The organism is Bradyrhizobium sp. (assembly GCF_030693485.1).
Lineage (GTDB): Bacteria > Pseudomonadota > Alphaproteobacteria > Rhizobiales > Xanthobacteraceae > Bradyrhizobium.
Window position 1 is genome coordinate 1 of record NZ_JAUYAN010000134.1, and the last position, 12,680, is coordinate 12,680.

The 12,680-nt window shown below is 64.2% G+C and carries 12 protein-coding genes; all 12 read right to left on the bottom strand.

Annotated elements, in window-relative coordinates:
- Positions 1-810 (bottom strand): tRNA lysidine(34) synthetase TilS (gene tilS / locus Q8N40_RS09850; RefSeq protein WP_305711690.1); only part of this gene is annotated, 810 nt, incomplete at its 3' end.
- Positions 811-860: 50 nt separating this feature from the next.
- Positions 861-1,883, bottom strand: coding sequence for a tol-pal system protein YbgF (gene ybgF / locus Q8N40_RS09855; RefSeq protein ID WP_305711691.1), 1,023 nt, complete (start codon positions 1,881-1,883; stop codon positions 861-863).
- A 165-nt stretch (positions 1,884-2,048) separates the two neighbouring features.
- Positions 2,049-2,543, bottom strand: a complete 495-nt coding sequence (gene pal, locus Q8N40_RS09860; RefSeq protein WP_305711692.1) for a peptidoglycan-associated lipoprotein Pal — start codon at positions 2,541-2,543, stop codon at positions 2,049-2,051.
- Positions 2,544-2,852: 309 nt separating this feature from the next.
- Positions 2,853-3,605 (bottom strand): hypothetical protein, encoded by a 753-nt coding sequence (locus Q8N40_RS09865; RefSeq protein WP_305711693.1) that lies wholly within the window; start codon positions 3,603-3,605, stop codon positions 2,853-2,855.
- 177 nt (positions 3,606-3,782) lie between these two features.
- On the bottom strand, positions 3,783-6,113 hold the full coding sequence (locus Q8N40_RS09870) for a bifunctional diguanylate cyclase/phosphodiesterase (protein ID WP_305711694.1): 2,331 nt from the start codon (positions 6,111-6,113) through the stop codon (positions 3,783-3,785).
- A 174-nt stretch (positions 6,114-6,287) separates the two neighbouring features.
- On the bottom strand, positions 6,288-7,622 hold the full coding sequence (gene tolB, locus Q8N40_RS09875) for a Tol-Pal system beta propeller repeat protein TolB (protein ID WP_305711698.1): 1,335 nt from the start codon (positions 7,620-7,622) through the stop codon (positions 6,288-6,290).
- A 74-nt stretch (positions 7,623-7,696) separates the two neighbouring features.
- Positions 7,697-8,623, bottom strand: a complete 927-nt coding sequence (locus tag Q8N40_RS09880) for a protein TolA (protein ID WP_305318974.1) — start codon at positions 8,621-8,623, stop codon at positions 7,697-7,699.
- Positions 8,624-8,629: 6 nt separating this feature from the next.
- The gene (locus Q8N40_RS09885; protein WP_305318975.1) at positions 8,630-9,100 is read right to left on the bottom strand and encodes a biopolymer transporter ExbD; all 471 of its coding nucleotides are present in this window, start codon (positions 9,098-9,100) and stop codon (positions 8,630-8,632) included.
- 51 nt (positions 9,101-9,151) lie between these two features.
- Positions 9,152-9,865 carry a protein TolQ gene (gene tolQ, locus Q8N40_RS09890; RefSeq protein ID WP_305711695.1) on the bottom strand — a complete coding sequence of 238 codons (714 nt, stop codon included), beginning with the start codon at positions 9,863-9,865 and terminating at the stop codon, positions 9,152-9,154.
- A 368-nt stretch (positions 9,866-10,233) separates the two neighbouring features.
- Entirely contained in the window at positions 10,234-10,992 is a 759-nt protein-coding gene (locus Q8N40_RS09895) for a serine acetyltransferase (protein ID WP_305711699.1), read from the bottom strand.
- A gap of 146 nt (positions 10,993-11,138) precedes the next feature.
- Positions 11,139-11,621, bottom strand: a complete 483-nt coding sequence (locus Q8N40_RS09900) for a DUF2852 domain-containing protein (protein WP_305711696.1) — start codon at positions 11,619-11,621, stop codon at positions 11,139-11,141.
- Between the two features lie 105 nt (positions 11,622-11,726).
- Positions 11,727-12,479: a TetR/AcrR family transcriptional regulator gene (locus Q8N40_RS09905; RefSeq protein ID WP_305711697.1), complete on the bottom strand. Its 753-nt coding sequence runs from the start codon at positions 12,477-12,479 to the stop codon at positions 11,727-11,729.
- Positions 12,480-12,680 lie beyond the last annotated feature (201 nt).

Consider the following 12,680-nt stretch of genomic DNA (forward strand, 5'->3'; position numbering starts at 1 on the left):
GGAATGGACGCCGAACGATCCGGCCTCGCCATCGAACGGGAAACGCGGGGCGCCGCGATCCTTCAGCGCGAGGTAGCGCTCGGCGCCATCGGTCAGCACTTCCAGCGCGGCGTTGGCCCGGGCCAGCCTCGCGGCCAGCCGCGCCAGATTGCGCGGATCGCCGCCCTCGGCGGCAAGCGCCGGCATCAGGGCGCGCAGCCGCGGACGGGTGAAAAGGGGGTCGCGGTTGGTCGGATCGTCGGCAAAGCCTACCTTGGCCTTTTCGAGCGTCGCGATCAGCTTCGATTTCGAAACATCCAGAAAGGGGCGCGCCAGCCACACGCCGTCGCGCTCGGATTCCCGCGCCATGGCCGAAAGGCCGGCGATGCCGCTGCCGCGCAGCAGACGCATCAGCAGCGTCTCGGCCTGATCGTCACGGGTATGCGCGGTGAGGATGTGGGTGGCGCCGCTCCGCCGCGCCGCCTTTGCCAGCAGACGGTAGCGCGCCGATCGCGCCGCGGCAGGCAATCCAGCCACCGGCTTCGGACCGGTCCAGCGCAGCGTGCGATGCTCCATTTCGAGCGTGCGCGCCAGCCGCTTAACCTCACGCGCCTCGGCGGCGGCCGCGGCGCGCAAGCCGTGATCGACCGTGACCGCCAGCAGACGCGGACCACGAATCAGGCTGCGGCGCCAACGCGCCGCCAGCCACAGCAGGGCGATTGAATCGGGGCCGCCGGAAACCGCGAGCAGAAGTGCCGGCGCAGTCTTCCAGTCCGCGAACAGGCGCTTCGCGTCTCCAACTGAAATCGGGTCATTGTCGTCGTCGGACATGGCGCCGCCGGCTGATATCGAAGTCTAATGGCAGACCCGAGCAGCCGACTTTAGCACTTAATCCGCTTCTGCTCGCGGTCCACCGCCGCCTTGACGCCGCCCGAGGCTCGGGGATATTTCCGCGTCACCTCGCCGAGCGCCGCACAGGCGGCTTCCTTCTCCTTCAGGGCCGCCAGCGACTGGCCGAGCCGCAGCAGGGCGTCCGGGGCCTTGCCCGATTTGTCGAATTTGGTGGTCACCGCGAGGAAGGATTCCGCGGCGTCGCGATAGAGCTGGCGCTGGAAGAAACTCTCGCCGAGCCAGTATTGCGAATCCGCCATCAGAGGATCGCCGGGATATTTCTGCGCGAAGCTGCGCATGGTCTCTTCGGCGAGGGCATAGTCCTTGCGCTGCATATAGCCGATGCCGAGATCGAACTCGTCCTTCGGGGTCGCCGACGGCGGTAGCGTCGTCAGCCCGGCACCCGCGCCGGGGGGGCGCTGTGGCGGCAAGGCGCCGGCCGGATTGCGCGGCCCGCCGGTGTTGGCGAGATCGAGCGGCTCCCCTGCCCCGCGACCGCCGGGAGCGCCGATGACACCCTCCGCCGGAATCGGCAGCTGGCCGCCGCCGAGCGCCTGCGGCGCGCCCGGAGCATTGGGATTCTGGCTGGGGTCGAAGGCATCGCCACGACGCCGGCCTGGCGCCGGCGCCTGGCCCTGCGGCGGCAAGCCTTGCGGCGACTCCTGGACGATCGGCGCCGGTGCTGCAATCTGCGGGCCCGGCTGCATCTGGGGCTGTCGGGATGGCGCAACAGGCGGCGGTGCTGCGGCGATATTGGGTTGGACGACGGCAGGCGGTCCGCCGGGCGCGGCCTGCGCACCGCCCTGCAGCGCCCTCAGGCGCTCCTCGAGCTGCCGGTTGCGGTATTGCAGTTCCTCGTTCTGGCCGGTGAGCTGGCGCAGGCGATTCTCCAGCTGCTGGATTCGCATCTCCGCGTCGGCATCATCGGACTGTTGCGCCAAGGCGGGTGAAGACAGCGCCAGCATCGCGGCAATCGCCACGGCGCGGGAAATTCCATGAATTCTGGATGACATTTTGGCCTGACGACGGGATCGGCGTGACATCGGAAGCGAGACACATTGAAAGAGGGAGTACGCCAGAATTGTGACTGAAACAAACGATCGGCAGGAGCAGCCGTCAAAGCAAAACCGGCGCCCCGAGGGCGCCGGCGATTAACTTTGGCGGCAAGCGAACGTGGCTCAGGAACTGGCGTTCAGCACCGTGACGGCGCGGCGGTTCTGCGACCAGCAAGAGATGTCGTTGCAGACCGCGACCGGGCGTTCCTTGCCGTAGGAGATGGTTCGCATCCGGTTCGCCTCGATGCCACGCGAGGCAAGGAAGGTGCGAACCGACTGGGCGCGCCGCGCGCCGAGCGCGATGTTGTATTCACGGGTGCCGCGCTCGTCGGCGTGGCCCTCGATGGTGAAGGCGTAGCGGTTATAGCTCTGCAGCCAGCGCGCCTGCTTTTCCAGCGTGGCGATCGCCTGCGGCGACAATTCGGTCTGGTCGCTTTCGAAGAACACGCGGTCGCCGACGTTGACCACGAAGTCCTGCTGGCTGCCCGGCGTCGCCGCGCTTGCCATCGCACCGTCGGCGCCAAGCGGATTCTTGTTGGCGCAGGCGCCCATCGACAGCGCCACCGCGAGCACCGCGGCCAGCTTCAATCCCTGCAGGATGCGCATCTGATGTATCATTCCGGAGCCTCCGCGCTCACGTTTCCAACTATTATCCGGTCTACAGGGCGATGGTTAAGCGAACGTTCCGTCAACCTTGATGAGGTGTTGCCGGATCGGATCAAATGCCGGCAAACCGCGAAAAGCAACCGGGATAGTTAATGATTTGCAAATGTGGCGCGACGGTGAAGGGTGCCGGCGGACGCCGCCGCGATCACCGGCTTTTCGGCCGGGAAGGCATCCAGTTTGCAGACCGGCGGCCCCAATGGGGCGCGCCGCGGACGGGGAAGGTGCCCGGCCGCCTCTGATTCGGCGGAGCCGGACCGGATTCTAGCTGCCGACCCGGCAAGACTGCGGGACGAGCGAGGTGCCCTCGGAGGGGGAGACATCCGTCGGCGACGATTGATGCTCGCCGGCGCGCTCGAACAGCATCCGGCGTTCGAAAGCGCTCGAACGCAGAAACGGATACCGGGCCAGCACCCGTTCACGCACCGTCGGCAAATGCGCAGCCATCAAACCAACCGGCTTCACGAGACCCGGATACAATCGCGGCTCACACCAGGTCTCCTGCAGAAACACCTTGCGGTAGAACGCCTGATGCTCGGGACGGACGATGGCCAGTCCGTAGTCGGCATGGAAATAAACGCCGGCCATCGACCCCAGCCTCACCGTTACATACGGAAGCTCCGGGAAGGCTCGCGCCTTGTCTGGGTCAGCAACGAAACGGGTTGAATCGATGAAGATTTCGCCCTTGTCCAATCGCGGATGAAGAACTTCCCCGAACAGCTCTACGGACGGCGACATCCGCCATTCCGACGTCAGCACGCTGATGCGAATTGAACTGTAGAGTTCCCCGTGAAAATAAACGCCGAAGGTCCATGCGTTGGGAGCGTCTTCGAACTGATCGACCACGCGCTCGTCGGCCGACGGCCTGATGGCGCCCTCGCGCAGATAGGCCCGGTAGCGAAGATTGAAGATCTCTTCCTTTTCCTGCGGGGTCGTCGCCAGCCGATAGTCGACCTGATCCACCAGATCCAGACTACGTCCACTGGGCACGATGGCTCGCTCGGCCGTGGACCTCATTAGATACTCCCTACAACTTCCCAGAAACGTTGCGCAGATTTACGGCAACTTCTGCGCGCATAAAAAAAGATTAACAGCTTCTTAACGAAATGCAAAGCCATCACGGTGTTAGGGTTAACCTGTTGCATTTTAACCATTGGGTCTAATCGCGCGGAAGTTGGGGCTGAAATGCTCCATTCAGGCGATCGAACGTGTCGGCAATGTCAGGACCTGCTCGTCCGGCAGGCGGCGGCCGTGGGAGGCATTGAGCAACTGGCGAACCCGCACCGCCGGCACCGGCCGGCTGAACAAATAGCCCTGCGCCTCGGTCACGGTGCCGTCGGAGCTGATCAGCTCCAGCTGCTCGTTGGTCTCGATGCCTTCGACCACAACGGACATCCCGAGATCGGCGGAAAGCCGCGCCACGCCGCGCAGCAGCGTCAGCGGGCGATCGGTATCGATGCCCTGCAGGAAGGAGCGGTCGATCTTGACCTTCTGCAGCGGGAAATTGTGCAGATAGCTCAGGCTCGAATAGCCGGTGCCGAAATCGTCCAGCGAAATCCGTACGCCGAGCGCATGCAACTGCGACAGCACGTCATGGGTCAGCTGGGTGTTGCGCAACAGCGAGGATTCGGTGATCTCGATCTCGAGACGCTTTGCCGGCAGGCCGGAAACCTCGAGCGCGTAGCGAACCTCGCTCAGCACGTCGCGCTGATGGAACTGCTGCGGCGAGAAATTGACGGCGACGCTGACGGCGTCGGGCCATTTCACGCATTCCATGCAGGCCTTGCGCAGGATCCAGCGGCCGAGATCGACGATCAGGCCCATGTCCTCGGCGACCGGAATGATGTCGATCGGCGACACCGTGCCGCGTACCGGGTGGTTCCAGCGCAGCAGCGCTTCGCAGGTCGCGATCCGGCCCGATTTGAGATTGACCAGCGGCTGATAGAACAGCTCGAATTCCTCGTTGGCCAGCGCCTTGCGCAGGTCGAGTTCCAGGATGCGGCGCGCCTCGACGGTTTGCGCCATCTCGTCCCGGAAGAAGCAGAAGGTTCCGCGGCCGTCCGCCTTGGCCCGATAGAGCGCCATGTCGGCATTCTTCAGCAGCGTATCGGCGCTGACGCCCGGACCCGTCATCGCGATGCCGACGCTGGCGCCGATCTCGACCAGGTGGTTGTCGATCTGATAGCGCTCGCTCAGATGCTCGACGATCCGCCGGGCCAGAACGGCGGCTTCCTCGGTCGATGTGAGGTTCTGCTGGAACACCACGAATTCGTCGCCGCCGAAGCGCGCCACGAAATCCTCCGGGCGCAGCATGGCGCGCAGCCGGTCGGCGACCGCGCACAATAGCTGGTCGCCGCACGGATGACCCAGCGTGTCGTTGACCTGCTTGAACTGGTCGAGGTCGATGAACAGCAATGCCGACAGCTGCTCGGCGTCGTCCTGTATGGCCAGCAAGCGGCCGATCTCGTCGCGGAAGTTGACCCGGTTGGGAAGCGCGGTCAGTTCGTCGTAACGCGCCAGGTGACTGATCCTGGCTTCGGCGTTGCGCCGCTCGGTGATGTCTTCGAGCAGCACGACGGCGCCGCCGTCCGCCATCGGCTGGAATGTCCAGGACAGCGATCGGCTTCGGGCGATGTCGGGATCGGCGGTGATGATATCCCTGGCCTGTGTATTCTCGATTTCCGAGAGGATCATCCTGCCGCTCGCCGCCGAAACCGAGCCGCCGCTGACGCAGGCCGCGATGATGTCGCGCGCGCCGGCCCCACGCTGCACCAGATCGTCGGACAGGTTCATCATTTCGCTGAAGCGGTGATTCATGACAACAAGCTGCCCGTCGGCGGCGAACATGCACAGGCCGTGGGGCATGTTGTTCAGGGCGGTGTCGAACTGGCCGGCCAGCGCCGCCTCGCGTTCGCGCGCCACCAGCGCCTGAACGAACATCCGCTGCAAATTGGTCGAGATCTGCTTCAGCGCCAGGAAGAACACCGCGCTGACCACCGCCATGCCGATGTAATAAGGAGTGCCCTTGAGCGCCAGCGCGATCGCCGTCGGCCCGCAGGCGAGTGCAATCTGCACATGGAAAATCCACGGCCGTCCATAAGTCCGGCCGGCGCCCGCCGCCACATATCCCGTCGTGACGGTCACGCAGATCATGTGCGCTACGGCATCATCGCTGAACAGCAGGGCGACCGCGCACCACGTTCCGAGCGCGATCGCATAAACCATCGCTCCGATCTGATAGCGCGCTTCCCAGCGTGCGGCTTCGTCGGCGGTGAGCAGGGACCTGCGCGTCATGTACCAGTGCATATCGACCGCACGGGCAGCTCCGGATGCGATCAGAAACACAACGCATGGCCAGAGCAGAGATACTTCCGTTTTAAGAGCCGTCATGACCGCCGCACCGGCCACCATGACGGCGCCCGCGAACAACGGAGCGGGATTCTGGAAAAGCGAGTCGATCAGCGCCGCGTAAGTCGACGGCGACATGTTGTGATCGAGGCTTCTGCTTTCGGTGGCGAGCTGCATCGGGCGTTCATACGTCCTTTTTCAGGCCGTAGTTCTAGCCGCCGCAGATGAACTCTTTCTGAGGGAATATCGTTACCGGAACCTTTCACGGATTTCCCGGAACAAGAATCTGCCCGCCAATTCAGCAAGCTAGGCAATGCTTGCCGGTTAACGGCGTGGCTGCCGCCCCCGAACTCACGATAGCAGGGGCGACCAGGCCGGATCGGAGGCAAAACCGGGGGTCGGAACCTTTTGTTCATTACGACCGGAAATATCTACCGTAAATAGCGAGGGACCGCCGCCACCACCGGGTTCGCGGAAGAACATCAGGACGCGGCCGTTCGGCGCGAAGGTCGGGCCTTCATTGTGGTAGCCGGAAGTGAGCAGCCGTTCGCCCGAACCGTCGGGCTTCATGATGCCGATCGAGAACTGTCCGCCGCCCTGCTTGGTGAAGGCGATATAGTCGCCGCGCGGCGACCATACCGGCGTGGAGTAACTGCCCTCGCCGAAGGAGATGCGTTGCGCCGCCCCGCCGGTCGCCGCCATCACATAGATCTGCGGCTTGCCGCCGCGGTCGGATTCGAAGCAGATCCTGCTGCCATCGGGCGAATAGGACGGCGAGGTATCGATCGCCGGGGTGTCGGTCAGGCGGGTGGTCGATTTGGAGCGCAGGTCCATCACGAACAGGTTCGAATTGCCGCCCTGCTGCAGGCTCATGATCACGCGCTGGCCGTCCGGCGAGAAGCGCGGCGAGAACGACATGCCCGGAAAGTTGCCGACGATCTCGCGCTGCCCGGTTTCGATGTTGAACAGATAGACGCGCGGGTCGCCCTGGCCGAATTCCATATAGGTGATTTCCTGGGTCGACGGCGAGAATCGCGGCGTCAGCACCAGATCGGCGCCGCGCGTGAGGTAACGGACGTTGGCGCCGTCCTGGTCCATCATCGCCAGCCGCTTGACGCGCCGCTCCTTGGGCCCGGTCTCGTCGACGAACACCACGCGGCTGTCGAAATAGCCCTTCTCGCCGGTCAGCCGTTCGTAGATCTGGTCGGAGATGATGTGCGCGATCCGCCGCCAGTATTCCGGCGAGGTGAAGTACTGCTGGCCTGCGAGCTGCTGGGCGGTGTTGACGTCCCACAGACGAAATTCGGCCTTAAGCCGGCCGTCAGGCTGCCGGGTCATGCGTCCGGTCACCAGCGCCTGCGCGTTGATCGTCTTCCAGTTCTGGAACTGGGGCGCCGCGTCGATGTTGATGACCTTCTCGATATAGGCCGCCTGATCGATCGGCGCGAACAGCCCGCTGCGCTTGAGATTGTTGGTGATGACTTGCGTGACGCCGACGCCGACCTCGTTGTCCGCCGGGGTCCCCGCCACGAAATTCGGGATCGCGATCGGCAGGGGCGCAAATTCGCCCTCGGGAATGATCACGCGCTTCGGCCCCTGCGCCAGGGCATGGCGGGCAGAGCCCGTCACCATGCCGAGCGCGGCCATTCCGGAAATAATCTGGCGGCGGCTCAGGCGAAACGGCATCTCGGGCAATCCGTTGTTGTCGGTCATTGTTATTGGCTTTGTTCCATCCTGGCACCGCCACGGGGCGAGCGCGATCAAGTCTTTCGTTCGGTGAACACGGGCGCGAAATATTTCCATTCATCGAAATAGGCCGCGGGCAGATTATACGGCTGGCACTCGATGATCGCGCGCAGCGCGCTCTCCTGATAGACGCGAAGATAGGGCGTGGCCGGCGTGCCCTCCGGAACCGGCATCCCTTCCAGCGTGCCGTCCCGCTTCAGCTTGATGGCGAAGGCTGCCTCCGATTTCTGGGCCTCGATGCCGCCATAGGGTTTCTTCCAGCAGCGCTCGACCTGGGCCTGGAACAACGCGCCCCAGGTCGCCGAATTATCCGCGGCCTTGCCCTTGGCGAGACCGAGCGCGGCATTGGAATTCAGCGTATCGCCGGTCACCGCCTGCCGGGAGGGATCGCGCTTGTCGAGCAGGGCTGCGATCTTCGACTGATCGAAAGCGCGTTCCGGCTTCGGCTTCACCGGCTCCGGCGGCTTGGCGGCCTGCACCGGCGGCTTCGGCTTCTTCTCTTCCTTCTTGATGGCTTCGGCGATCGGATCGACCTTGGGGTCCGGCTTTTTCTCGACCGGCTTCGGCTCTTCCTTCGGCTTGGCCTCGGCGACGGGCTTCGGCGGATCGGGCTTTTTCTCGACCGGCTTTTCCTCGACCTTCGGCGCCGGCGGCGGCGTGGTCTCGGTGACGACAGGCGCCTTCTCGGTGATCTTGCCGACGGCGTCTTCCACCGGCTTGGCTTCGGCGACCTTCTCCACCAGCGGCGTCGGTGCCTTCTGGCCGGTTTTCATGCCGGCCATGACCCTGGCGAGCTGATCGGAGGAAATGACGTCGACCGGCACCGACTCTTCCGGCATCAGGTCAAAGGCCTTGGACGAAAACGACACCAGCCCCCAGCCCAGCACGAGAACGTGCAGCGCAACCGAGGCGACCAGCGTCTTGTCGACCTTGACGTTCACGTCAGCTCAGCCTCCCTCGGGAACGATGACGATATTCGCCTTGAAGCCCGCGGTGCGGATATGGCCCAGCAATTTCATCATATCAGTATAGCAGACATCCTTGTCGCCCCGGAGGTAGACGACGCTGTCGGCGTCTGACCGGGTTTCCCGGATGGCCTTGATTTTCGACTGCAGCTCGGCGGCCGAAATCAGGGTATCCCCGAGATATAGTTCGATATTGGAATTGCAGCTGCCGCCGGTGCGCTTGACCGACAAGGTCAACGGCGGCGCGTTCGAGGCCAGCGACTTGCCCCCGCTTGCCACCGGCAGGTCGATATCGATCGTCGACGTCATCAGCGGCGCCGCCACCATGAAGATGATGAGCAGCACCAGCATCACGTCGACCATCGGGGTGACGTTGATCTCGGCCATCACCGCCGCGCGGCGCCGGCCGCGGCGCCCGCTCCCGCCCGACGCGCCTGCCATGTTCATCGACATGATCTGCTGCTCACAATGCGCTCATGATAGATCGGCTCTCAAGACCTTGCCTCACGCCCGCTCGTCGATCTGGCGCGACAGGATCGCTGAAAATTCGTCCGCAAAACCTTCCAGCCGCTGGGCCTGCCGGTTCACCTCGGTCGTGAACTTATTGTAGAAAATAGTCGCCGGAATGGCGGCGATAAGGCCGATGGCGGTGGCAAACAGCGCCTCCGCGATACCCGGGGCCACCACCGCCAGCGAGGTGTTCTTGGAGGCGGCGATCGACTGGAAGCTCGTCATGATGCCCCAGACCGTGCCGAACAGGCCGACGAAGGGACCCGCCGAACCCACCGTCGCCAGCACCAGCAGGCGCCGTTCCAGCCGCTCGACCTCGCGGGCGATCGAGACGTTCATGACCTTTTCGATCCGCATCTGCAGGCCGCCAAAGGATCGCGACTGGCTTTCGAACGACCGCTTCCATTCGCGCATTGCCGCGACGAAACACGCCGCCATCGACTGCGTCGGCTTGGCCGACAGCGCGCGGTAGAGTTCCTCGATCGATTGCCCGGACCAGAACGCCTGTTCGAAGCGATCCATCGCCCGCTTGGTGCGCGAATAAAGGAAGATCTTGTCGATCGCGATCGCCCAGACCCAGACCGAGCATGCCAGCAGTCCCAGCATGACGAATTGGACGACCGGGCTCGCATTCCAGGCGAGGTGGATCAGCGATACGTTGGTGGAAGCCAGCGGCAAGGCTGACTGAGCCACGTCAGCGGGATTCATGTCCGGTATCCTCTCAACGCAGATGTCCCAAGTCCCGCGGGAGCCCAATCTTTAGAAGTCATGGGCTGCCGGTTCCACAGCCGCGCGTCAGCCGCGGCGGTAAGCCTGCGCGAGAGCCTTGTTCTGTGTCGCAAGGGTGGCCCGTCCAAAGCCGGGTCCTGCTTCCCCTGCCAACGTGTCAAAACGAGGGCTATTCGCGTGCCTTTCCGCCCCTAACCAGACGCTAATCATGGTTAACGGACGGTTACCAAAGGGGATTTTGGGGGCGGGAAATCGGGGGCGACGGCCCTTGGATAGAGGCTCAAAGTCCGGGCTGACAAAAATATCGAAAACAACCCCATGTACAGTAAGGCGCCTGGACTAAAAACCTACCCAGATACCACTTCGGGGCAGTTGGTCAGGCGCGCTGGAACGCCCACGGCTGTGCATCCGGCCGGAACGTCGCGCTCGACCAGCGAGCCGGCGCCGACTTTGGCGAAGTCGCCGACACGGACGTCTCCCAGAACCGTAGCCCCGCCGCTGAGCAGGACTCCCCGTCCGATCCGGGGGGCCCGGTTCGGAAGCACAGACTTCCGGCCGACGGTGACGTTCTGCAGGATCGTCGTGTCGTCGCCGATGACGACGAATGCCCCCACGATGATGCCCGTCGCATGGTCGAGAAACACCGAGGTTCCAATCGACGCGGAGGGATGAATGCTGACCTGAAGGGAATCCGATGACAGGCTTTGCAGCAAGTATGCGAGATCGGTCCGCCCGCGACACCAGAGCCAGTTCGACACGCGCCAGACCTGCAGCGCCACGTAGCCCTTGAAGTTCAGGAGCGGCGGCAGCAATCCGGTCGTCGCGGGATCATGAGCGGCGATGCTTTGCAGGTCGCGGCTCGCCGCCTCGACCAGATCGGGAGAATCCTGGAACGCCTCACGCGCGACGCGCGCGAACTGCTGGCGGTCGGCCGCGCATTTGCCGAGCCGCTCGCCGATCTGATGGGCCACCGCCGCACCGAGATCGGGCTGATCGAGAATCGCGACCGTCAAGGAGACGCCAAACAGCGGATCGCGGGCCAAAGCGCTTTCGGCCTCGCGGCGGATCGAGCGCCAAAGCTGATCGGCTGGTGCAATGTCAATCATCATGCCGATCGCCCCGGTATCGTCGATGCGAAATCTAGGCGCCAACAGGGCACTCCGCCAGAGCGAAGGCACGGCATGAGCAGAACCGCCCGTCTGCTTTCGCAAACGGGCGGCTTGTCGCCATCAGATGTCGCGAGCCCTTTGAATCAGCCCTGCGGCTGATCGTTCGGCGGGGTCGGGCGCTGCTTGTGCTGCGCCATGAACTGGTCGAACTCGGCCTTGTCCTTGGCATGGCGCAGGCGGTCGAGGAAATCCTTGAACTCGACCTGCTCTTCCTCGAGCCGCTTCAGCGTCTCGACGCGGTATTCGTCGAAGGCGCGGTTACCGCTGGTGGGAGGAGCGCCGAAGCCGAAGCCGAAACCGCCGCGTTCCATCCGGCCACGCATGCGGTCCATCTTGTCCTGCATCCGCTCCATCTTGTTGGCAAAGCGGTCCTGACTGTTCCAGCAACCCATTTTTCTGCTCCCGAGTGTGAAAAAGAGAAGGGCGAGGCCGATCGGCCACCAGATGATGAAGCCCAGCACGGTCACGGCGATCCAGCCGGGGTGCCATGGCGAATCGAACATGTGCGGGCGGTGAGCCTCTTCTGCGGGGCCGCGCCAGCGATTGACATCTGCGGTGTAGGCCATTTCCCTCTCCATGACGGCACTGCGCCGTTGTGAATGTAAATAACATTTACATACGTAAACCATGGCGGCGTTTTGTCAAGCGGGGCACGCGCCGCGACGGTGAAATTATTTTGGCGTGCCCCAAGGACCGGAGGGTGCGCCGGAGGGCGCGCCCGGCGACGCGCCTGACGGCGGAACCGGGGGTGGCGCCGCGGGATCCTTCGGCGCAGGCGGCCGGCGGTCGGTCGGGAACCCCAATCCGCGCAGATAGATCAGCACTTCCGCTTCCAGCAGATCCTCTGCCGACATCGGCAGCTTGCGGCGGGCCGAATCGCCGCGCGCGAACAGCGACGCCACGCCGTGCGACATCGACCAGATATGCAGCGCCATCATCATCGCCGGCGGCCGCGGCATGCCTGGCGGAACCAGGGCGGCGAGCCGTTCGGCGGCAGCCCTGATCACACCGAAGGCGCGTTCGCTCGCGGCCTGCAAGGTGGGGCTGAGATCGACAGGAAGGCCGGATTCGAACATCGCCGAGTAGAAAGCGGGCTCATCGCGGGCAAAGGCGAGATAGGCTTTTCCGAGCCGCTCGAACGCCGTGACGGTATCCGGGCGCCCGTCATCCCAGGCTTGCGTCAGCAGCGCCTCGAACTGCTCGAAACCGCGCTGCGCGATGCTCGACAGCAGTTCGTCGCGGTCGCGAAAGTGACGGTAGGGGGCGGCCGGGCTGACGCCGGCCATGCGCGCGGCATCGGCAAAGGTGAATCCACCCGGGCCTTTCTCGGCGATCAGTCCGAGCGCCGCCTGCAGCAGCGCCTCTTTCAGATTGCCGTGATGATAGCCGCGCTCGGCGCGGCGCTGTTCCTTGCGCCAACTCATGTGAAAGGCTTTTACATGAGCCGGGAGTGAAGGTCACTAGCGGCGGATGCGGGAACACGGCCGTTCACAAACATTAACGGCCGCTGCCCTTCCGCAGTTCCGGCAGGACGATGGAATAGACGACGGCTTACTTCCTCCCCACCTGCGCTCGAAGGCGGTTCTCCTGCTCGCGCAGCTCGGGCGTCAGCGCCTCGCCGAAAT

What these genes read in the sequence shown, in the direction of transcription:
- Q8N40_RS09900 (WP_305711696.1), bottom strand. Translation starts at nt 11,621, where the DNA reads ATGGCCTACACCGCAGATGTCAATCGCTGGCGCGGCCCCGCAGAAGAG.
- pal (WP_305711692.1), bottom strand. Translation starts at nt 2,543, where the DNA reads ATGATACATCAGATGCGCATCCTGCAGGGATTGAAGCTGGCCGCGGTG.
- Q8N40_RS09895 (WP_305711699.1), bottom strand. Translation starts at nt 10,992, where the DNA reads ATGATTGACATTGCACCAGCCGATCAGCTTTGGCGCTCGATCCGCCGC.
- ybgF (WP_305711691.1), bottom strand. Translation starts at nt 1,883, where the DNA reads ATGTCATCCAGAATTCATGGAATTTCCCGCGCCGTGGCGATTGCCGCG.
- Q8N40_RS09905 (WP_305711697.1), bottom strand. Translation starts at nt 12,479, where the DNA reads ATGAGTTGGCGCAAGGAACAGCGCCGCGCCGAGCGCGGCTATCATCAC.
- Q8N40_RS09870 (WP_305711694.1), bottom strand. Translation starts at nt 6,113, where the DNA reads ATGCAGCTCGCCACCGAAAGCAGAAGCCTCGATCACAACATGTCGCCG.
- Q8N40_RS09865 (WP_305711693.1), bottom strand. Translation starts at nt 3,605, where the DNA reads ATGAGGTCCACGGCCGAGCGAGCCATCGTGCCCAGTGGACGTAGTCTG.
- Q8N40_RS09885 (WP_305318975.1), bottom strand. Translation starts at nt 9,100, where the DNA reads ATGTCGATGAACATGGCAGGCGCGTCGGGCGGGAGCGGGCGCCGCGGC.
- tolB (WP_305711698.1), bottom strand. Translation starts at nt 7,622, where the DNA reads ATGCCGTTTCGCCTGAGCCGCCGCCAGATTATTTCCGGAATGGCCGCG.
- tolQ (WP_305711695.1), bottom strand. Translation starts at nt 9,865, where the DNA reads ATGAATCCCGCTGACGTGGCTCAGTCAGCCTTGCCGCTGGCTTCCACC.